Raw genomic sequence first — 21,351 nt, 5'->3', positions numbered from 1 at the left:
GCGATGTATCTCGCCCAATTGTCCGACATGCATTTCCGCAGCCGGGGAGCCCGGCTGTATGATTTTATCGATGTTAACGCCATGAACGCGGAAATCATCAACCGGGTCAACGCCCTCGCGGAACGTCCCGACGCGGTCATCATTACCGGCGATATGGTCAACTGCGGCGAACCCGCTGAATATCGCCTGGCGCGCCATATCCTCGGCCAGCTTGACTATCCGCTGTATCTGATCCCCGGCAACCATGACAATAAGGCCTTGTTTCTGGATGCCTTCAGCGAACTGTGCCCGCGGCTGGGCCACGATCCGGACAATATGGCCTATGAAGTCGATGAGTTCCCGGTGCGTCTGCTGTTTATCGATACATCGGTGGCCGGAGCGTCCTGGGGGCACCTGAGCGATTTTACCCTCGACTGGCTGGAAAAGAGCCTTTCCCGCGACGATAAGGAAAGCTACGTGTTTATGCACCACCCGCCGGTGGCGTTCGGCTCGGCGCAGATGGATCCCATCGCCTGCCGCAACGGCGAGGCGCTGCTGGCCCTGATAGAACGGTTTCCGCAGCTGACCCGGGTATTCTGCGGCCATGTCCACCGGATGATCGCCACCCAATTTCGCCAGGCGCTGATTTGTTCCGCGCCCGCCACCGTGCACCAGGTGCCCTATATGCATACCGATCCGCGTCCGCTTTACAGCCTGGAGCCGGGAGCCATGATGATGCATAACCTGGTGCCGGGCGTCGGCCTGGTGACCAGCTACCATTCCCTGGCCAATTACGCCGGTCCCTGGCTCTACGACTCGCGCATCAGTTGTCCGGGCGAGGGCTGCTGATGTCGGCCATTGTCGTCCAAGGCTTAGGAAAAAAATTTGGCGGGACCGATGTTCTGCGGGATATCGATCTGGAGATCAGGGACGGGGAGTTTCTGGTGCTGGTGGGACCGTCCGGCTGCGGCAAAAGCACGCTGCTGCGCCTGCTGGCCGGGCTGGATAGCGCCACCAGCGGGCAGATTCTGCTGGATGGCGTGGATATCAGCGCGCGTCCGCCCCGGGAGCGTAACTTTTCGCTGATCTTCCAGAATTACGCCCTGTTTCCCCATCTGACCGTCCGGGACAATATTCTGTTCGGCATGAAAATGCGCGGCGAGCCGAAGGCGCAGTTCCCGCAGCGGGTCGAGAAGGTCGCCGGGCTGCTGCAACTGCAGGCGTTGCTGGATCGCAAGCCGGCGCAGCTGTCGGGCGGCCAGCGCCAGCGGGTGGCCATGGCCCGGGCCATCGTGCGCGAGCCGGCGCTGTTCCTGATGGACGAGCCGTTGTCCAATCTTGACGCCAAGCTGCGCGGCGAAGTGCGCGACGGCATCATGGCGCTGCACCATACCCTGAAAACCAGCACCGTCTACGTGACCCACGACCAGATCGAGGCCATGACCATGGCCGACCGGATCGCGGTGCTCAACGACGGGCGACTGCAGCAGACGGGCACGCCCGAGGCGCTCTACCGGCAGCCGGCCAATATGTTCGTGGCCGGCTTTATCGGTACGCCGGCGATGAACATCCTGCGCCTTCCTGTGCATGACCAGCAGGTCTGGCTGATGGGGCAATCGATTGCCCGGCTGCCGGACTATGGTGAAGACGCGGTGTTTTTCGGTATCCGGCCGGAGCATTTGACGGAACACCCGCAGGAACCGGGTGCGGCGCTGCGGGGCCGGGTGCTGCGGCGCGAACTGCACGGCGCGGAATACCTTATCACGCTGGATACCCCGGCGGGGCGGGTGCAGTACCGTCGGGAAAACCGCGGCGCGGTTGCCGCCGTAGGCCAGGACCTGAACCTCTCTTTTTCGTCCCGCGACAGCTATCTGTTCGCGGTGTCGAGCCAACGCAATTTATTACAGGAGCAGTAAATGAAAAGATATGGCTGGCTAGTGATGCTGACCGGCATGGCGTTAAGCCATGGAGCGCTGGCGAAAGACACCATTGATTTTATGTTCCCGGCGCCGGTGGACGGCAAGCTGACCACCGAGATGACCCGCGTCATCAGGGAATACAATCAGTCGCAGGATCAGGTGGAGGTACGCGGTATTTTTACCGGCAACTACGACACCACCAAAATGAAGGCCGAATCGGCGGCCAAGGCTGGTTCGCCGCCGGCGCTGGTGATTATGTCGGCCAATTTTACCGTCGATCTGGCGCTGAAAAATGAAATCCTGCCGATGGACGAATTGTTTAAATTTGCGCCGCAAAAGCAGTCGGCCACCGACTTCCTGCAAAAAAACTTCTTCCCGGCGGTACAACAAAACGCCCAGGTGATGGGCCAGACTTACGCCATTCCCTTCCACAACTCCACGCCGATTCTGTATTACAACAAGGACATGTTTGCCAAGGCTGGCATCAGCCATCCGCCGCGCGACTGGGCGGAACTGGTGGCGGATGCCAAAAAGCTGACCGATAAAAATACCGGGCAGTGGGGCATCATGATCCCTTCCACCAACGATGATTACGGCGGCTGGATGCTCTCGGCGCTGACCCACGCCAACGGCGGTAATTTTAATAATGCCGCCTATCCGGGCGAAGTGTATTACAACAGCGCCAGCACGCGCGGGGCGTTGCAGTTCTGGCAGAACCTGGTGTATCGCGATGAGGTGATGCCGGCGGGAGTATTGAATTCCAAACAGATAGGCGCCGCGTTTTTCTCCGGCAAGCTGGGCATGGCGCTGCTCAGCACCGGGGCGCTGGGGTATATGCGGGAAAACAGCCGCGATTTCACCCTGGAGGTCGCGATGCTGCCGGCCAAGGAGCGGCAGGCGGTAATTATCGGCGGTGCCAGCCTGGTCAGTTTCAAAGGTATCAGTGAAGCGCAGAAAGAGGCGGCCTACCGGTTTATGACCTACCTGGTCAGCCCGGAGGTCAACGGCGCCTGGAGCCGTTTTACCGGTTATTTCGCCCCGCGCATGGCGGCCTACGACACGCCGGAAATGAAAGCGTACCTGGCCCAGGACCCGCGCGCGGCGGTGGCGTTGCAGCAGTTGCAATACGCACATCCCTGGTATGCCACCTATGAGACCGTGGCGGTGCGCCAGGCCATCGAAAACCAGCTGGCATCGCTGGTGACCGACAAATCGCGCAAGGTGGACGACGCGGCGCGCGATGCCCAGCAGGAGGCGGACGGGCTGATGAAACCCTATGTGGATCAAACGGCGCTGAAACTGCCGTAAGCACTTTATATTTCAGCGCGCGCCGCTTACGGCATCCCGTTGCGGCCATGGGCCAGATAGCCCGGACGCTGGCTGAGCCGTTCATAATAAGCGTTGACGGCGGGCAGTTCCGGATGGGTGATGGGGGTGGAGAACCAGCGGTTCACCGACAGGCCGATGGGAATATCCGCCAGCGTAAAGGCGTCTCCCGCCACGTAAGCGCCGGTGGCGGCCAACTGCCGGTCGAGGATGGTCATCGTCCCCGACCAGGCGGCGATCGACCCGGCAATGCGCTGCGCGTCGTTATGCGTGGCGAAGCGTTTTACCAGGGCGGTGAAGGCGTAGCTCCAGGACGGGTTGAGTTCGGCGGCCTGCCAGTCGATCCACTGATCCACCCGCGCCCGGCTTTTCGGCGGCGCCGGATATAACGCCTCGCCCCGGTAGGCCCGGGCCAGATAGCGGATAATGGTATTGGACTCCCACAACACAAAATCCCCGTCCAGGATGACCGGCACCATGGCATTGGGATTTAACGCCAGAAAAGCCGGGTCATGGGGATCTTTAAATCCGCTCCCCCAGTCTTCCCGTTCAAAATCGATACCCAGTTCCACGCAGGTCCATAAGACCTTGCGCACGTTGATGGAAGTTGACTTGCCCAGAATTTTCAGCATAGATGTCCTTCTAGTCGCCACGGTGCCGGTGAGATCGATATGGCATAATGGCATTGTTTTTCGCCAGATTAAATAGCCCGCGCGCGCCATGCCTATCCCGTCGTCCGGCGGGTTGGCGCATTTCCCCGCCGTGCGCGGCGCCTGAACTTGCAGCATAAGAGGGTAATATGACCACGGCATTACTGATTATTGATATGCAAAACCATATTCTCCACGGGCTGGCCGATGCGGCTCGCCAGCCGCTGCTCGATCGGCGGTTAGGCGAGGTGGCGCAGCGGCTGGCGGCATTGCAGCTGCGGGCGCGCGCCGCCGGGGCGCCGGTTATCCTGGTGCAGCACGACGGCGACGGCGATCACCGGCTGGCGCGGGGCGGGGAAGGGTGGCGCATCCGTGCGGACCTGGGGCCTGCGCCCGGGGATATCGTGGTGCATAAGCGCAGCTGCGATTCCTTTTATGCCACCGATCTGGCCGATTGTTTGCAGCGCCTGGGCGTCACGCGCCTGGTGGCGGGGGGATGCATGACGCAGTTTTGCGTCGATACCACCGTACGCCGCGCGGTTTCCCTGGGGTATGACGTGGTCCTGGCCGGCGACGGCCATACCACCGCGGACAGCGGCGCCCTCGGCTTTGCACAGATCATCGCCCATCATAATGCCCTGCTGGATGGATTTAACGCCGGGCCGCATAGCGTAAGCGTACGCCAGGCCGGCGAAATTGAGTTTTAAGGCGGTAATCGTCCCGCGCCAGGCCTATTGATAACAGGTTACCGTCATGAGGAAAGAATGATGCAGCAGTCCTTGATTATCGTCATGCCGCTTTACCCCGGCGTTACCCAGCTGGATTTCACCGGCCCGCACCAGTTCTTTTCCCGTCTGCCGGATACCCGGGTGATTGCCGCCTCGACGGCCGGCCGGCCGGTAAGCGCCGACGGCCTGGTATTTTCCGGCCTGGCCGATCTGGCGGCTATCGCGCGGTGCGATATCCTCTGCGTGCCGGGCGGCGCCGGCAGTACCGAGATGATAGCGGACCCGGTGTTTATGGCCGATATCCGCCGGCTGGCCGGCGGCGCCCGCTATATCACCTCGGTGTGTACCGGGTCGCTGATCCTGGGCGCTGCGGGGCTGCTAGTGGGTAAACGCGCCGCCTGCCACTGGGCCTGGCGTGATCTGTTAACGCTGTTCGGCGCCATACCCGACGCGGGCCGCGTGGTGCAGGACGGTAATATCATCACCGGCGGCGGCGTAACCGCGGGCATGGATTTTGCGCTGGCGGTGATTAACCAGGTCTTCGACCAGGCGACCGCCGAGGCTATCCAGCTGGGACTGGAATACGCGCCGGCGCCGCCGTTTAACGCCGGCCGGCCGGAAACCGCCCCCGGATCGGTGCGGGAACCGGTGGCGGCGCGTATCGCCGCCACTGTGGCGACGCGTCAACCCGTGGTTGCAGCAGCGGCCCGCGCCATGTTCGCCGCCCGGGACGGAAAATAACCGCCCGCAGGCGGCCATGCCGCGCGGCGGACAGGTCCGATCCGCCGTGCCGGCACGCAAGACGGCATCAAGGATGGTGAAAGGGTATGGCGAGCATAAGCCGTGCCCGCAGCCGCCGCGTGCCGCGGATAAACAGATCGGTGTCATTCATGGCTCGCGCCAGCGTTAACGCGCCCTGGATACCGGCGACGGTGTCCTCGGCCAGTTCGCCCGCCGCCGGAACTGCGACGCCGGCCCGTTGCAACGCCTGTTGCAGCGCGCTGATCCAGTGGTGGAAATACACGCCGATAGCATGGCCAAATCGATCGCGCGTGCCGTCCAGGGCAAAGGCCCCCATCAGGCAGATGCGCTGTCCGGACAGGAAATACGCATCCACCGCCCGCCACATGCCGTCAAGCGCGTCCGGCGCGTTATCCCGCGCCAGCGGCTGGAAAATGTGGCGGTGAAACCACGCCTCGACCTGGGTGAGTACCGCCGCCGCCATGGCGTCTTTGCCGCCGGGAAAAAAGTGGTACAGGCTGCCTTTGCCCAGGCCGGTGCGTTCGGTGATACGGCTCAGGGACGCGCCCTCGAAGCCGCATTCACGGAATACGTCGGCTATTTGCGCTACCAGCGCCGCGCTATCCGCGTTGTGGTCGGTCATCTAGAGGCCAAAGTCGGACAGACCGGGGTGATCATCCGGGCGCCGTCCCAGCGGCCAGTGAAACTTGCGGTCGCCGTCGGCGATGGGCAGATCGTTGATACAGGCAAAACGGCGGGCCATTAACCCCGCGGCATCGAACTCCCAGTTTTCGTTGCCATAGGAGCGAAACCAGTTGCCGCTGTCGTCATGCCATTCATAGGCAAAACGCACCGCAATGCGCGCGCCGGTAAACGCCCACAGTTCCTTAATCAGCCGATAATCCAGTTCTTTAGCCCATTTACGCGTCAGGAACGCCACCACCTCGTCGCGGCCGGTGACGATTTCCGCGCGATTGCGCCATTGCGTATCAAGGGTATACACCTGCGATACGCGCTGCGGGTCGCGGCTGTTCCAGCCGTCCTCCGCCATACGGACTTTAGCGGCGGCGGTGTCAGGGGTAAAGGGAGGGACCAGGTTTGCCATGATGGATGCCTTGTCAGGAGAACGGGAATCCTGACTGTACCAATCGGTACAGCGCCGGGCAAGCTATTTTTGTGGCGCGGGCAGGGAGCGGTCAGCGCTACTACCCCGCCCGGGGACGGCCGGCGGAGACGGTCAGTTTACCTGCCATTCCGGCGGCGTATGGGAAACCACATACGTGGCGATATCTTTCAGGTTATCCCAGGCTTCGCGCCAGGAGACCATTTCAACCGACAGCGTGATACCCAGCAGTCCGGTGACAAACCAGCAGGCCATGCTGATGCCGACGCCGCTGAAAATAAACGCCAGCGCATTGTGGCTGCTTTTACGGCAAAAGACATTTAACGTGCTGGCGAAAAACATCATCACCGCGCTGAGCAATTCCCAGCGCATCATCACGAAGCCTGCGGCAAGAGTACCCATGACAACCCACCCCCCATTTGTAAGATGGTGTAATTTTCTCCTGTTTGGTTGCATTGCGCTACAAAAATATGTGATCCAAGACACATTTTTAGGCCGATTTGTGCTTGCGCCTAAGATTGTGGCGATTTATTAGTCAATTGCACCGGCGTGTTTCCCGACTCCGCCGGACCAAAAACCGGGTAGTCGGGCAGCGTCATATTCTGATACGGCTCCCAGCCGCCGCCGAGCGCTTTATATAACGCCACCAGATCTGTGCCGGTCTGCACCCGCGCGCTGGCCGCCTGCTGCCGGGCCTGCGCCAGCTGCCGCTGGGCGTCCAGCACGTTGATAAAAGTGCTGATGCCCTGGCGATAGCTGGCGCTGGCGAGATCGAAGGCATTCTGCAACGAGGCGGCCGTTTGCTCCAGCCCCTCGACCCGCTGCCGATCGGTGCGGTAGCTGACCAGGGCATTTTCCACATCCTGCAGGGCGGTCAACACTGCCTGGCGATAGGCAAGCGCTTCATTGGCCTGCTGTACGCGCGACAGTTTCACGCTGGCCACCAGCCGGCCGCCCTGGAATATCGGCAGGGAAACCTGGGGACCAAAGCTGTAAAAATGGCTGCTCCAGTGGGTGAGGTAGTCCGCATCGGTATTGCGCATCCCGAACTGCCCGGTCAATGACAGATCGGGAAACAACTGCGCCACCGAAACCCCGATATTGGCGGTGGCCGCATGCAGGTTGGCTTCCGCCTGGCGGATATCCGGCCGCCGGCGCGCCAGCGTCGATGGCACGCCCACCGGCACCGCCGCGGGAACCGCCGGCAGGGGTTTGACGGGCGCCAGCTCGTGATCCAGGGTGCCGGGAGGCTGGCCCAGCAGCACCGCCAGGCCGTTCATGGCCTGGCGCTGCTGCGCTTCATACTGGGGCAGTTGCGCCCGCAGCGAACCAAGCTGGGCGTTGGCGTTTTCCACGTCATACTGCGGGGCCAGGCCGTGCTGCTGCTGGCTGCGCGTCAGTTCCGCCGATTGCTGGGCCACCGCAATTTGTGTTTCCAGGGTAGCGGCCACGCTCTGCGCGCCGCGCAACTGCAGGTAAGTCCGCGCCACCTCCGCCTCCAGCGAGACCAGCGCGTCGTTGCGTCCCTCGACCGCGGCCTGGGTTTGGGCGTTCGCCGCCTCCACCGAGCGACGTACCCGGCCCCACAGATCAATTTCCCAGCTGGCGTCGAAACTGCCCTGGTAAAGATTGACCGGCCTGAACAGGCTATCCAGCCCTGAGGCAATCTCCGGGCTGGTATTTTCATCGCTGAGGTTGACGCCGGAGGATTCAAGTTCACCCTTCAGGCCCAACTGCTGCCGGGTAGCCTTGGCGCTGGCGTTTACCGCGGGCAAACCGGCCGCCCCCGCCTGCACGCTTTGTTCACGCGCGCCGGCGATGCGCAGCACCGCCTGTTGCAGCGAAAGGTTGCCGGCGATGGCGCGCGCGATCAGGCTGTCGAGCTGCGGATCGTTGAAACTGCGCCACCAGGACGGGTCCGGCTGCGACGCCAGCGTGACCGCGGCGCCGGATTTATCGCCGGCCGGCGCAAAGGCGGCGGGGGTGACGGGATGGGGCGGCTGATAGTCCGGTCCTACCGCGCAGGCGGCCAGGACGAACGGCGCCACGCCGAGGCTGAAACGCCCTATCAATGAGCGATGCCGCCGCCGGGCGGCCAGGAAACAAACCGGCATATCAATGTGCTCCCGCATTGCCTTCGCTCTTGACGGGCGAAAGCAACAGACAAAAAGGTATAAGGATAAACGCCACCACCGCGCACAGGGAAAAGACGTCGATATACGCCAGGATCCGTGATTGGGATATCATCTGCTGATACATCTGGCCGGTCGCCAGCTGCATCGGATCGCCTATCTGGTGGGAAAAATCGCGGATTGCCGCCGCGGTGCGGTTCAGCGTCTGTTGAAACTGTTCGTTAAGCGGCGACATATTATGCACCATGGCGGCGCTATGGGCCTGGGATCGCTCGGTGATGGCCGCGGTGGACAGCGAAATGCCCACCGACCCCGCCACGTTGCGGAACATGGTAAACAGCGCCGAGGCGTCTGCATTCAGCCGCGGCGCCAGCGTGACGAAGGCGACGGTGGTCAACGGCACAAACAGGAAACCCAGCCCGATGGACTGCGCGCTGCGCATCATCACCAGGGTATTGAAGTCTACGTTGGGCACCAGATGGCGCGAATAGATAAACGACAGCGCCAGCAGCAGGAAGCCAAAGGCCACCAGCCAGCGGGTTTGCACGATCGGCATCAGCTTTAATACCAGCGGGATCGACAGGACAATCAGAATAGCCCCCGGCGACAGCACCAGCCCGGACAGGGTGGCGGTATAACCCAGTTCCTGTTGCGCCAGTTGCGGCATCACCACCGAGCTGCCGTAGAGGATCATGGCCATGCCGGCCATCAGCAGGCAGGCCACGGCGAAATTACGATCCTTCAGGCAGCGCAAATCCACCACCGGCTTTTTGGCATACAACAGCCAATAGACGGCGCCGACGATGCCGATGACGGTAAGCAGCGCGAACAGCCGGATAAAACCGGAGGTGAACCAGTCGTCGTCCTCGCCGCGGTCCAGCATTACCTGCAGGCAGCCCAGGCCCAATGCAATCAGGCCGATGCCGGTAAAGTCGATGCTGAGTTTTTTACCTTTCACCTTACGCTCCCAGGGGGGATCCTCCAGCAACTGGTAAATGGCCAGCAGGGTCAGCACGCCCACCGGGATATTGATCAGGAACACCCAACGCCAGCTGTAGTTATCGGTGATCCAGCCGCCGAGCGTCGGACCGACCACCGGCGCCACGATGATGGCGATAGACGACAGGCCGAACGCCTTGCCGCGATCTTCCGGCTTGAAATAATCCAGCAGTACCGATTGCTGGATCGGCTGCAGCCCGCCGCCGAAAAATCCCTGCAATACGCGAAACAGTATCATTTGCCACAGCTCGGTGGCGATACCGCACAGAAACGAGCACAGGGTAAACATGGCAATGCACAACAGGAAATACTGTTTACGGCCGAACACCCGGCTGAGGAACGCCGAAATAGGCAATACGATGCCGTTGGCCACCAGATAGGAGGTCAGCACCCAGGTGGATTCATCGTAACTGGACGACAGCGTGCCGGCGACGTGGGGCAGGGCCACGTTGACAATGGTGGTGTCGAGGATTTCCATAAACACCGCCAGCGTCACCACCATCGCCACCAGCCAGGGATTGCTGGCCGGCTGCCAGTTGCGTTCACCGCTCATTCCAGCAATACCTTCGGCGCCACCGACAGGCCCAGGGGCAGGGGGGTATTGGCGTCCAGTCCGCTGTCGATAACGATTTTCACCGGCACGCGCTGAACGATCTTGACGAAGTTGCCGGTGGCGTTTTCCGCCGGGAACGCCGAGAAGCGGGAGCCGGTGCCCTGCTGCACGCTGTCCACATGGCCCTGCAGCTTCATATCGGGAAAGGCGTCGACGGTAATCTCCACCTTATTGCCGGGGCGCATGCGTTCGAGCTGCGACTCTTTGAAGTTCGCCATTACCCAAATGTCGGGCGAGACCACTGAAAACAAGGCGCTACCCGCCTGCACCAGCATGCCGGGCTGGACATTACGCCGGGTCACATAGCCGTCGAACGGCGCGCGGACATCGGTATAGGAAAGGTTCAGATCGGCGGTTTCCAACTGGGCCTTCGCCTGGCGTACCTGCTGCTGCCGGGCTTCAACCGTGGCCTCGGCCTGGTTGATCTGCAGGGCGACCTGCGCGGCCACCTCCACCTGGGCGCGGGCGCTGGCGGCATCCGCGCGCGCGGCGCGCACCTGGGCGCTGGCGGTATCGATATTTTGCTGGGTGGTGGCGCGGGGATCCACGCCGCGCTGGCGGCGGAATTCCGCTTCGGCATTTTGCAGATTGGCGTCGGCCCGCGCCTGTTGGGCCTGGGCCTGGGCCAGTTGCGCCGGGTACTGCACCCTGGACAGCGCCAATTGCGCCTCGGCCTGGTGAAGCTGCGCCTCGGCCAGCCCCAACTGGGCCAGGGCCTGATCGTGCTGGGCACGATAATCCCGCGCATCGATTTGCAGCAGCAGGTCGCCTTTATGCACCCGCTGGTTATCCCTGACCGCCAGGTTAACCACGTAACCGCCGACTTTCGGCGCCACGGTCACCGCGTCGCTTTCGGTAAACGCATCATCGGTGGTTTCCTGGTTGCGGGTCGTCAGCCAAAAATAGAGGCCGACCACAATCAGGATCAGCACCACCACCCCAAGGATAATCAACGGTTTTTTACCGGGGCGCTTGCGCTGCGTTTCTTGCGCGCCGTCGCCGTCATCCCCGTGTGCCTCGTTGTCGCCGCCGGCGCTATCCCGTCCTGTGTCGTTATTCCTGCGGGTGTTCTGGTCGGCCCGATCCTGACTTTTTGGCGTCAGGTCGCCGCTGTCTTGTGATTGCCGGCCCGCCTGGCCGGCGTTTCCCTGTTGGTCATCGCCTTGGGCGGCGGCGCGCCTGGGCAATGCGTTATTGGATTCGCTATTGTTATTGCTGTCCATAGGCCTCATCAAAATATCGGCAGCGGAGTGCTGCGCCGGTGTTAAACAAGGGGTTAAGGGGGTAGTGAAACGAATTATAGCAAAGGGAAAAAAAGTCGCGGTTTTCCTGTGCTTGCCTTGGGGGCGTCAACAGGTGATTTATAACCTTATAAAAAACAATTAATTATCCTATTTGGTTTAAAAAGAAAGCCCGCGCGCGGGCAAAAAATGGGAAAAGCGTTAAAATTTATGTCAGGGCGTCAGGGTGCCGCTGGCGAAGAGCTATATGCCGGCCATGACGCGCTGCGATTCTCATGTCGCCGCCGTGGCAAAGGCAGGCGTAAACCGGGGTGTTTTAGGATTTTACTCATCCTGAAAATAAACACGATTAAAAAATATCATTTCTACGACGTTTAGAGTCAATAATGCTTTTCTGGTCTGTTTTATATCATAAATTAATTGCATTCAGAGCCTGAACGGCACATATTAATTTCCGGATTTAAGCCAAATAACCCTGCGTCAGTGCGCCATATAAACGCGGGTTGGCGATGGTTTTATTTTTTTTCTGGCGGCTGTTTTATCCTGAAACGGCGCTGTGCTTTACTTTTATGGCATTAATAAAAGCGCCCAGTCAATCTTTTAAGCTGATTTAAACAGGGTTTGTTACGCTATTTTTTCTGCCATGCTTCCGGGTAACAAGGATTATTTACGTTAACAGGAAGTTCACCGTCCGGGTATTGACGAACTGCTCCGTCTGTCAATTGTTACCGTGGCAAACCGTTAATGACACCCCCTGCGGGATACCGTTAATCATGACCAAGACCGCCATGCCCGCTATTGCCGCCGCCTTCCCCCTGCGTGATGATGACCCCGCGGGCGCGTTGCTGGCCCTGCCCGGGCGCAGCCGGGTGCGCCGGGTGATTATCCTCACCTATCCCGGCTGCTTTCTCGGCGAAATGGTCAAGCTGCTGGAAATGCTGGCGGGCTTAAACGATTTTGCCGTACGGCACGGCGGACAAAAAATACACTTCGTTACGCAGATCTACTCGGCGGTCGGCGGACGTATATCTTCGCCGGCCAGCCGGTTAATCCACGCGGAAACGCTGACGGTGCGCGGGCCGGTTCCGCTCAGTCCCGATCTGCTGATCATCGCCCACGGTACCCGGGCGGCCGCGGCCGCGCCCAATGAATTGTTATCCCGCTGGCTGCAGGCGGCTTGTCCCGGCGCCGGACAGATCGTCGCGCTTGGATCCGGCGTGCTGCGCCTGGCGGCGGCCGGGCTGCTGGACCATCGCCAGGCGACCACCCATTCCGCGCTGGCGCCGTATCTTGCCGAGCATTATCCGCTGGTCAATGTCAATATGCCGGCGGCGCTGCAAATTGACGGCAATATCCTGACCACCAGCGAACATATCAATTTGCGTGAACTGGCGTTGCTGCTGCTGAAAGGGCCGTTGCCGTTGGCTCGTCCCACCCAGGACGGCGAACGAATGCTGCGACTCGGCGATAATACCCCGGTCACGGCGCAGATATTCACCCGTCATGACACGATAGCCCATCGGGTGACGCTCTGGTGGCTGAAGCATATTGACGAGGATTTAAGCATGGAGCGATCGGCGCGGTTCATGACCATGAGCGAGCGCAGTTTTCGCCGCCATTTCACGCTCGAGGTGGGCTATTCGCCGTATCTTTTTTTGCTGCTGCTCCGGTTGGAATTAGCGCGTCAGGCACTGCTCGACAGCGCTTTGCCCATCGACAAGATCGCCCGGCGCGGCGGATTGCACGATGGCCAGCAACTGGCGCGCATGTTCCGCAAGTTTTTTAACGTCAGCCCGCACCAATACCGCACACAGCCCGGCACGCTTACGCCCACGCTTGATTACCCCTTGTATGCGGCCCTGTTTGACGGCCGCGCCATTCCCTCCTGGCTGCGGGAATTACAGGAAAACGCCGTTGTTGAGTAACCGCATTGGTTAATACCGGCAAAATCAAAATATAAACTGTAATTCATTCTATATAAGCTAGCGTAAAATAATGGTCAATCCAGCCGCTATTATTCCCATTCGGCCATTATCCCGCGCAATGGTTAATATTTTCCGCAGACAAAATGATTATTAATGGTTTTGGCCGTTAAAGCAGGTGTTCCGTCCGGATTTGCGATGGTTAACATTACCGCGCCTTCTTTTTAACGGTTAAAATAACCGCGAGAAATGGCCGGTTTAACGCGCCAAATCCATTCATATCGCATATCGCTTCTTTCAAGGAAATATCATGTCCAGCCAACGTCTTTTTAAAGTCGGTGCTTTGTCTCTGTTGTGCCTCGGCGCCACCGTGGCTTCTTCCGCTTTCGCGGCCGGTACGGCCACCACCAATATCGCGGTTACCGCCGAGGTGCAGTCAGCCTGTACTATCGCCACTACCGCCATGGCATTCCCGGCCTATACCGGTACCGACGCGGTAGATACCACCGCCACCTTATCGCTGACCTGTTCTAACGCGGCGCCGTATACGGTTGCGCTGGGCGCGGGCACCGGCACCGACGCCACCACCGCGGTGCGCGTCATGACCGGTTCAGTGGCCGGCTCGACGCTGAACTACGGCTTATACCAGAATATCGAACATACCACCAACTGGGGTGAAGCCACCGGCGACGATACCGTCGCGGGCGTCGGCACCGGCGGTGAGCAGAATATTACCGTGTACGGTGAAATCGCCGCCAACCAGCTCACCTCGGCGGTCGGTGACTATACCGATACCGTCGCCGTAACCGTTACCTATTAATACAAGATCAGCCACTATGCCCCGTAACAATCATTTTATCCGGGCGCTTATGCTGGCAAGCCTGTGGGCCATCGTGCCCCAGGTTTCTGCGCAGGCATTGGCTATCGTTCCCATCCGTCAGGATCTGTCGTCCGCGCACCGATCCGCCAGTTTTACCCTGACCAATAATGCCGATACCCCAAGCGTTATCCAGATCCGGGGATACAGCTGGGTGCAAAAGGGTAATAACGACAGCTTCGTCAGCACCAACAAACTGTCGGTAAGCCCGCCGTTCGCCACTATTCCCGCCGGAAAATCACAAACCGTCAGGCTGCTGCTGCGCGAGCCGGCAAGCAAAGGCGAGGAATCCTATCGTATTATTTTTGATCAGATCCCCGATCGCGCCAACGCGAAAGTGCAACTGGCGATACGCTTTACCGTGCCGGTATTTTCCCTGAGCGCGGAGCCGGCGGCGGCGGATGTGCAGTGGCGGATTGAGCGCCAGGGCGACGGCATGATGCTGGTGGCGAATAACCTGGGCCTTAAACACAGTATGCTCTATAACGTGAGCGCCACCACCGTCGGCGGCGAACGCTTGAAGCTGACCGGCCCCGGCATGCCCTATATCCTGGCGGGCAATCAACAGCACTGGCTTATCAGCGATCCCAAACATGTCTTGACCACCGGGACCCGGATACATGTGCAAAACCCCGGTCCCCAGGATAAATCGGATCAATGGGTCAATGTCGGCCCGACGCATTGACAGCCGCCGGGCGGCGTCGCCGGCCAGGCCGCATGCTGGCCCTGGCGCTGCTATGGCCGATACTGGCGTGGGGCGCTGAAACGGCGCCCGCGGCAGATGCCGGCCAAAGCCTGTTGCTCAATGTCGTGGTTAACGGGCGCATCCACGATAATATCCAGGAAGTCGCCGGCAAGCCGGGCGCCCTGCTGCTGACCCGCGCGCAGATTACCGCCTCCGGGCTGAAACTCACCGGCGCCTATACCGACACCGGCGGCGGCCTGATTGCGCTAAACAGCATCCAGGGCTGGACCTGGCGGCTGGATGAAAACGCCCAGATGCTGTTTTTACAGGTGCCGTCCGGCGACCAGATTGCCCAGCAGTTTTCGTCGGATAGCCTTTCCCCCGACGACAGCGCGCCCCACAGCGATCGGGGCGCGGTGCTGAACTACGACGGGCAGGTGACCGAGTATCATGGCGAAGAGAGCCATAGCCTGCTGGGCGATCTGCGGCTGTTCGGCGATAGCGGCGTGCTGGCCAACAGCGCCATTCAAACCCATAGTCCTTATCTCGACCGCACGGTTCGGCTGGAAAGCACCTACAGCTATTCCGATGTCGCCACCCTGCGTACCTGGAACGCCGGCGATTATATCAGCGGCGGCCTGGACTGGACCCGTCCCGTGCGCATGGGCGGCATGCAGATGACCACCAATTTCGGCCTGCGCCCCGATCTCGTGACGTTCCCCCGTCCGGGCATCAGCGGCGAGGTGGCGGTCCCGTCGTCGGTGGATATCTACGTCAACGGCCTGCATCAGATGACCCGCCAGGTGGATGCCGGGCCGTTTGACATCACCTCGCTGCCGGTAACCACCGGCGGCGGCGACGTCTCCATGGTGGTGAAGGACGCCAACGGCCGGCAGACCACGCAAACCCTGCCTTTTTACGCCAGCAACGCGATGCTGAGACAGGGACTGGAGTCCTTGTCGGTGGAAGCCGGCACGGTGCGGCGTGAGTATGCCAGCCGGTCCGCCGATTATACCGGCGGCGCGGCCTCGGTGAGCTACCGGCGGGGCGTATGGCCGGCGGTGACGCTGGAGACCCATCTGGAAGCCACGCAAAAACTGGTGATGGGCGGCGGCGGCGCCAATTTGCTGATCGGCGATGCGGGGGTATTGTCCGGTTCCCTGGCCGCCAGTCGTTATGGCGAAAAACAGGGGCAGCAGTACGGCATCGGTTTTTCCCATATGATGCACAGCTTCAGCTACGGCTTTAGCGCGCTCAGGGCGAATGCCGGCTTTTATGATATCGCCGCGGCCTATGGCGACAATACCGCCGGCACCACCCTGCGCGCCAGCCTTGGTTTCCCGGTCTATCCCGGCAACGGTTCGTTCGGCCTGGTCTATGCGCGCAAATTAGTTAATTACTACAACAGTTATAATTATGAGTCCCAACGGATAAGAACCTCGACCCTCTCGGCCACGTATTCGGCCCCGCTGCCGGTGTTGGCGGCGTTTGGCTATATCACGCTATTACATGATTTTGATTACGATAAGGGCAATAGCCTGTTTGCCGGCATCTCCATCCCTTTCGGCGCGCGGGCGAATATCAGTACCAGCGTAAGCGTCGGCCAGGGCGACAGCACGCAAACCTTGCAGGCGCAGCAATCAGCGGTACGGCACGGCGATATTGGCTGGAACCTGGCTGAGCAGCACGGCGCGGTGTCGCGGCAAAATGCCGGGCTGGAATATAAAGCCGACTGGGGGCTTATCGGCGCCGACGCCGAGCAGGGCAATGACGGCCACGCGGTCCGGGCTTCCGCCCGCGGCTCCCTGGCGGCCATCGGCGGTCATGTTTTTGCCGCCAATACCATTCAGGACAGCTTCGCGCTGGTGGATACCGACGGCTTACCCGGCATAACCGTCCTGCAGGAAAACCGCCCGGTGGGCAAGACCGACGGCCATGGACTGATGTTTATCGAGGATATCCGCGCCTACGAAAGCAACCGCCTGTCCGTCGACCCCAATGATGTGCCGATGGATGTCGCCCTCACCAATGACGTGCTGATGGTCAGGCCGGGCGATCGCGCCGGCGTGATCGCCCGCTTTCCCATCCGCCGCAGCCGCGGCGCCACCCTGCTGCTGGTGGACACGCAGCGGCATCCCCTGCCGCTCGGCAGCGTGGCGACCCTGGTGGACAGCGGCGCCCAGGCCATGGTCGGCTACGACGGCCAGACGTTTTTCGAGAATCTGGCGGAACACAACCGGCTTAAGGTCGAAACGTCGGGCAGGCCCGATTGTACCCTGAGCTTCGATTATCATCCCCAGGCCAATGTGCTGCCGCAAATCGGCCCCCTGACCTGTAATACGGGAGCCTGAATATGTTTTTAACACGCGTAAGGGGTGCCTGGTTCGTTATGCTTTGCGCCCTGTTCTCCGGTCCGGCGCTGGCCTACGATTGTTCCATCGCCGCCACGCCGCTGAGTTTCGGCGCGCTGGCGGGGGTCGACGGCGCCACGCGGCAGACCACCGCCACCCTGACCGTGGTCTGCCGTACCGGCGCGGCGGCGGCCAACGTCAGTTACCGGATTTTGCTTGACGGGCCGGCGGGGGAGGGGCAACGGCAAATGTCGGCCGGCGGTCATAACGCCGGTTATCAGCTCTATACCTCCGATAATTACCAGCAGGTGTGGGGAAACGGCGGCGGCGGGGCCATTACCGACGGCTACAGCCTGGCGGCCAACGCCACGGTAACCCGTACCTACACCGTTTACGCCAGGATGAGGGCCGGCCGCGACGATCGGCCGGGAAGCTATATCGCCACTACCCTTGTGCAACTGCTATATTAAACGCCAGGGGCGGCACGGTGTCGCCCGCGCCGGGCCGAGGTTGTCCGGCGGGAAAAAGGATATCCGCGTTCATGGCTTTCGCACAACGACAGCTTGGTTATGCCCTGGTGCTGGGCTCGCTGGCCGCGCTCGGCCCCTTATGTACCGATTTTTACCTGCCCGCCCTGCCGCAACTGGCAGGCTCGCTTGCCACTAATACCGCCTCCGCGCAGCTGAGCCTCACCGCCGGCCTGCTGGGCCTGGGGGCCGGGCAGCTTATTTTCGGCCCGCTCAGCGATAAGCTGGGGCGCATGAGACCGCTGCTGTTTTCCCTGCTAATACTGCTGCTGGCCTCCATCGCCTGCGCGCTGGCGCAAAATATCGGCCAGCTGCTGGCCGCCCGGCTGGTACAGGGGCTGGCCGGCGCGGGCGGCGCGGTACTGTCGCGCGCGGTGGCGCGGGATTTGTACAGCGGCATTGCGCTGACCCGGTTTTTTGCCCTGCTGATGCTGGTTAACGGGCTGGCGCCCATCGGCGCTCCGGTTCTGGGCGGCGCGCTGCTGGCCTGGCTGGACTGGCGCGGATTGTTTATCGTGCTGGCGGTGATGGCGTCGGCGCTGCTGGCGCTCAGCGCCTGGCGGCTGGAAGAAACCCTGCCCGCAGCCAGGCGCAGCCAGGCGCCGCTGCTCAGCGTTTTCGGCGGCCTGGGTCGCCTGCTGCGGCAGCGGCAGTTTATGGGGCTGTGCCTGACGCAGGGGTTCAGCATGGCGGGCATGTTCGCCTATATCGGCGCCTCGCCCTTTGTCTTGCAGCAGCTCTATGGCCTGAGCCCGCAGGACTTCAGCTTTTGTTTTGCCGTCAACGGCCTGGGCCTGATTGCCGCCTCGCAGATCGCCGCGCGCACCAGCGCCAGGATCGGCGAATACCGGGTGCTGACCTGGGGGCTGGGCGTGGCGGGGACGGCCTCCACCGCTTTACTCTTGTGCGGCCTGTTCGGTTTGCCGCTGTCCTTTATCCTGGCGGCCCTGTTTTTTTCGGTTATGATCAACGGCCTGATCGGAACGCTGGCCTCCTCACTGGCGATGCAAACCCAGGGCCAGAATGCCGGCAGCGCCTCCGCCATGATTGGCGTGGCGATGTTCGCCCTCGGGGCGGTAAGCGTCCCCATTACCGGCATCGGCGGCACGTCGGCGGTGACCATGGGGATAACCATCTGGGGCTGCCATATCATTGCCGGCGCGCTTTTCCTGCTACTGGTCAATAGAAAAGCCCCGCGTCCGCGGCCCGAATAAACATATTGCCTGTAAAAGGTAATTAACTCCGTTTACCGGAAAAAAGCCGGGCAATTGCCGCTATTCCCCGCCGATCGCCCGCTAAGCAAAATTGGCGGGCGATATCGCTGAATATTGCCTGTTTGTTATTCATTAATAGGTCATTAATTGATTAATTATGGTGAAATAATATCTTCTGCGATGTTGCGCAATGCTGAAAGTTGTCAATCAAGGCGCCGCCTTTTTTGGTGACAAAAAAATACAGGCGTTAAGCGATTTTCGTTTGGGGAGAATCGGATATACTATGTCGTCATCAACTGCGGTCCCGCAGTATCTTTCAGGTAATGGCTAATGTTATCTTTTTTTCGTGTCGCTTGTTTTGGCGTGTCTCTTTTAACGCTTACAAATGTGATGATTAACGATGCACAGGCCGCCGTCGACGCACAGGCGGCGCCCCTGGTTTCGCCGCTGGTAATTGCCTCCGGCAGCGCGATTGTTTTTGATATGACGGATAATCACCTGCTTTATTCTTCCAATGCGGATAAAGTGGTGCCTATTGCCTCGCTGTCGAAGCTGATGACCGCCATTGTGGTATTGGACGCGCAGCAGCCCATGGATGAAATAATTTCCGTGGATATCCATGAAACGCCGGAATTAAGGGGGGTGTTTTCAAGGGTGCGCGTAGGCAGCGAAATTAGCCGGCGCAATATGCTGCTGCTGGCGCTGATGTCTTCGGAAAATCGGGCCGCCGCCAGCCTGGCGCATCATTATCCCGGCGGTTATTCGGCGTTTATCGCCGCGATGAATGCCAAGGCGCGCTCATTGGGCATGATGAATACCCATTATGTCGAGCCTACCGGTTTGTCATTCAATAACGTGTCGACGGCGCGCGATTTGTCAAAATTGCTTATCGCCAGCCAGCAATACCCGATGCTTACCGAACTCAGCACGACGCACGAGACCATGGCGACGTTCAGCAATCCGTCCTATACCCTGCCGTTTCGTAATACCAATCATCTCGTTTATCGTCCGGACTGGACCATACAGTTAACCAAAACCGGCTTTACCAATCCGGCGGGGCATTGCCTGGTGATGCGCACCGTGATCAATCATCGCCCGGTGGGACTGGTGGTATTGGACGCCTTCGGTAAATATACCCATTTTGCCGATGCCAGCCGTATCCGCAATTGGCTGGAAACCGGCCAGGCCACGGCGCTGCCGTCGCAGGTCTATCCGAAAGCACCGGCGCTGCGCTCCACCCGCTCGGCCTATAAACCCGCGGCCCATCGCGCCCTGGCCAATAATAAACAGTCCGGCAATAAAGCGCTGAAACGCCATGCGACGGGGCAAACGGCGAAAAAGGCCGGCAACGCCAACGCTCTCCAGACGGCTGCCGTCCAAAAGGCCAGGCGCGGACAAACGGCCGCCTCCGGTAAAGCCAAACCCGGCCAGACGGCGTATAAAAAAACCAAAGCCGCCAAGCCCGGCCAGACGGCATTTAAGAAGTCCAAAACCCATCCGTCCGGACAAACGGCGAAAAATGGCGCCGGCGATCGGGACAAACAGGTCGATTAAGGTGCCAGCCGCGGCCGGCGCTACTCCGCCCGGCCGCGCAGATCCGCAATAATCTCTCCCTGGTTCGCCGACTCTTCCTCATGCGAGGCCTCGCGCCACTTCTCGGCCAGCGCATCCTGATACCATTGCGCCAGCGTGGGCAGCGCCAGCATGGTGCGGCACCATGCCTGCGCGGCGGCCGACAGCGGCAGGTCGTAGGTCTGCACCCGGAATACCACCGGGGCAAAAAACGCATCCGCGGCGCTAAATTCGCGGCCCGCCAAATACGGCCCGCCGAAACGGGAAAGCCCCTGTTGCCACAACGCATCCAGGCGCGTCAGATCGGCGCGCAGGGCGTCGGGAATCGCCCGCAAACGCACCCGCACGCCGCAGTTCATCGGGCACAGGCTGCGCAGCGTGCCGAACCCGGCATGCATTTCCGCCGCCGCGCAGCGCGCCCAGGCCCGGGCCTGGCGTTCTTCCGGCCAGATGCCCGCATGGGTATCCGCCAGGTATTCGGCGATGGCCAGCGAGTCCCATACCGCCATGGCGCCGTCATACAGCACCGGCACCCGCCCGGAGGGCGAAAAATGCGCGAAAAGATGATGATTGTCGCCCGACTGGAAAGGATGCAGCGCCTCGTCAAACGGAATATCCAGCGTCTTCATCAAGAGCCAGGGACGCAGCGACCAGGACGAATAATTTTTATTGGCAATATGCAATTGATACACGATGTCACGCTCCGTTGCTGTCGTGGGGTGGTAAGCCGCTGCCCAATACGCGCATCCCGC

19 protein-coding genes and 1 pseudogene are annotated in these 21,351 nt (G+C 60.8%); 12 read left to right on the top strand and 8 right to left on the bottom strand.

The genetic code is table 11. The features are described 5' to 3' along the window. The first annotated feature begins 3 nt into the window (after positions 1-3). The 3 genes from ACL2XG_RS08915 to ACL2XG_RS08905 are packed head-to-tail and all read left to right on the top strand — an operon-like array spanning position 4 to position 3,206. Entirely contained in the window at positions 4-828 is an 825-nt protein-coding gene (locus ACL2XG_RS08915; protein ID WP_413722344.1) for a phosphodiesterase, read from the top strand. Further along, the gene (locus ACL2XG_RS08910) at positions 828-1,895 is read left to right on the top strand and encodes an ABC transporter ATP-binding protein (protein WP_413722345.1); all 1,068 of its coding nucleotides are present in this window, start codon (positions 828-830) and stop codon (positions 1,893-1,895) included. Before ACL2XG_RS08915 ends, ACL2XG_RS08910 begins: the two co-directional genes overlap by 1 nt. Then, complete coding sequence (locus ACL2XG_RS08905) at positions 1,896-3,206, top strand: ABC transporter substrate-binding protein (protein WP_413722346.1); 1,311 nt, start codon at positions 1,896-1,898, stop codon at positions 3,204-3,206. It begins immediately after the preceding gene. 26 nt (positions 3,207-3,232) lie between these two features. Here ACL2XG_RS08905 and ACL2XG_RS08900 read toward each other — a convergent pair whose 3' ends face one another. Continuing rightward, positions 3,233-3,856, bottom strand: coding sequence for a glutathione S-transferase family protein (locus tag ACL2XG_RS08900; RefSeq protein WP_410015987.1), 624 nt, complete (start codon positions 3,854-3,856; stop codon positions 3,233-3,235). 167 nt (positions 3,857-4,023) lie between these two features. Here ACL2XG_RS08900 and ACL2XG_RS08895 point away from each other — a divergent pair, with 167 nt between their 5' ends. Both ACL2XG_RS08895 and ACL2XG_RS08890 read left to right on the top strand, forming a co-directional pair. Then, a complete protein-coding gene (locus tag ACL2XG_RS08895; RefSeq protein WP_413722347.1) occupies positions 4,024-4,581 on the top strand; it encodes an isochorismatase family protein in 558 nt (185 codons plus the stop codon). Between the two features lie 60 nt (positions 4,582-4,641). Further along, positions 4,642-5,343 carry a DJ-1/PfpI family protein gene (locus tag ACL2XG_RS08890; protein WP_410016596.1) on the top strand — a complete coding sequence of 234 codons (702 nt, stop codon included), beginning with the start codon at positions 4,642-4,644 and terminating at the stop codon, positions 5,341-5,343. Between the two features lie 67 nt (positions 5,344-5,410). On the opposite strand, the gene ACL2XG_RS08885 is transcribed toward ACL2XG_RS08890, so the two are convergent. The 6 genes from ACL2XG_RS08885 to ACL2XG_RS08860 form a co-directional block, all read right to left on the bottom strand. Then, positions 5,411-5,986 (bottom strand): TetR/AcrR family transcriptional regulator, encoded by a 576-nt coding sequence (locus tag ACL2XG_RS08885; protein WP_410015985.1) that lies wholly within the window; start codon positions 5,984-5,986, stop codon positions 5,411-5,413. Continuing rightward, a complete protein-coding gene (locus ACL2XG_RS08880; RefSeq protein WP_410015984.1) occupies positions 5,987-6,448 on the bottom strand; it encodes a DUF1348 family protein in 462 nt (153 codons plus the stop codon). A 132-nt stretch (positions 6,449-6,580) separates the two neighbouring features. Continuing rightward, positions 6,581-6,868, bottom strand: a complete 288-nt coding sequence (locus ACL2XG_RS08875; RefSeq protein WP_410015983.1) for a YjcB family protein — start codon at positions 6,866-6,868, stop codon at positions 6,581-6,583. A 110-nt stretch (positions 6,869-6,978) separates the two neighbouring features. Next, the gene (locus ACL2XG_RS08870) at positions 6,979-8,598 is read right to left on the bottom strand and encodes an efflux transporter outer membrane subunit (protein WP_413722348.1); all 1,620 of its coding nucleotides are present in this window, start codon (positions 8,596-8,598) and stop codon (positions 6,979-6,981) included. Next, positions 8,582-10,150: a DHA2 family efflux MFS transporter permease subunit gene (locus tag ACL2XG_RS08865; RefSeq protein ID WP_410015981.1), complete on the bottom strand. Its 1,569-nt coding sequence runs from the start codon at positions 10,148-10,150 to the stop codon at positions 8,582-8,584. The genes ACL2XG_RS08870 and ACL2XG_RS08865 overlap by 17 nt, the downstream gene beginning before the upstream one ends. Further along, entirely contained in the window at positions 10,147-11,433 is a 1,287-nt protein-coding gene (locus ACL2XG_RS08860) for an efflux RND transporter periplasmic adaptor subunit (RefSeq protein ID WP_410015980.1), read from the bottom strand. Before ACL2XG_RS08860 ends, ACL2XG_RS08865 begins: the two co-directional genes overlap by 4 nt. Positions 11,434-12,224: 791 nt before the next feature. On the opposite strand from ACL2XG_RS08860, the gene ACL2XG_RS08855 reads away from it, so the two are divergent. From ACL2XG_RS08855 to pbpG, 7 genes and pseudogenes are all read left to right on the top strand, one after another. Then, complete coding sequence (locus tag ACL2XG_RS08855) at positions 12,225-13,376, top strand: helix-turn-helix domain-containing protein (RefSeq protein ID WP_410015979.1); 1,152 nt, start codon at positions 12,225-12,227, stop codon at positions 13,374-13,376. 307 nt (positions 13,377-13,683) lie between these two features. Beyond that, a complete protein-coding gene (locus ACL2XG_RS08850) occupies positions 13,684-14,193 on the top strand; it encodes a spore coat U domain-containing protein (protein ID WP_410015978.1) in 510 nt (169 codons plus the stop codon). Between the two features lie 16 nt (positions 14,194-14,209). Continuing rightward, positions 14,210-14,935 (top strand): molecular chaperone, encoded by a 726-nt coding sequence (locus ACL2XG_RS08845; protein ID WP_410015977.1) that lies wholly within the window; start codon positions 14,210-14,212, stop codon positions 14,933-14,935. Then, on the top strand, positions 14,908-17,286 hold the full coding sequence (locus ACL2XG_RS08840) for a fimbria/pilus outer membrane usher protein (RefSeq protein WP_413722349.1): 2,379 nt from the start codon (positions 14,908-14,910) through the stop codon (positions 17,284-17,286). Before ACL2XG_RS08845 ends, ACL2XG_RS08840 begins: the two co-directional genes overlap by 28 nt. A 2-nt stretch (positions 17,287-17,288) precedes the next feature. Beyond that, positions 17,289-17,756 carry a spore coat protein U domain-containing protein gene (locus ACL2XG_RS08835; protein WP_410015975.1) on the top strand — a complete coding sequence of 156 codons (468 nt, stop codon included), beginning with the start codon at positions 17,289-17,291 and terminating at the stop codon, positions 17,754-17,756. A 71-nt stretch (positions 17,757-17,827) separates the two neighbouring features. After that, positions 17,828-19,027: a multidrug effflux MFS transporter gene (locus ACL2XG_RS08830; protein ID WP_410015974.1), complete on the top strand. Its 1,200-nt coding sequence runs from the start codon at positions 17,828-17,830 to the stop codon at positions 19,025-19,027. Between the two features lie 390 nt (positions 19,028-19,417). Continuing rightward, positions 19,418-20,230 (top strand): annotated as a pseudogene (gene pbpG / locus ACL2XG_RS08825) (D-alanyl-D-alanine endopeptidase); the annotation flags it as partial. 371 nt (positions 20,231-20,601) lie between these two features. Here the strand turns inward: pbpG and ACL2XG_RS08820 are convergent. After that, entirely contained in the window at positions 20,602-21,291 is a 690-nt protein-coding gene (locus tag ACL2XG_RS08820) for a glutathione S-transferase family protein (RefSeq protein WP_413722350.1), read from the bottom strand. Positions 21,292-21,351: the final 60 nt, after the last annotated feature.

This window comes from Sodalis sp. RH24 (genome assembly GCF_047324145.1).
In the GTDB taxonomy this organism is placed as follows: Bacteria; Pseudomonadota; Gammaproteobacteria; order Enterobacterales; family Enterobacteriaceae; genus Acerihabitans.
The sequence above is the reverse complement of the archived record's forward strand: the minus strand, read 5'-3'. Positions and strand labels throughout refer to the sequence as shown.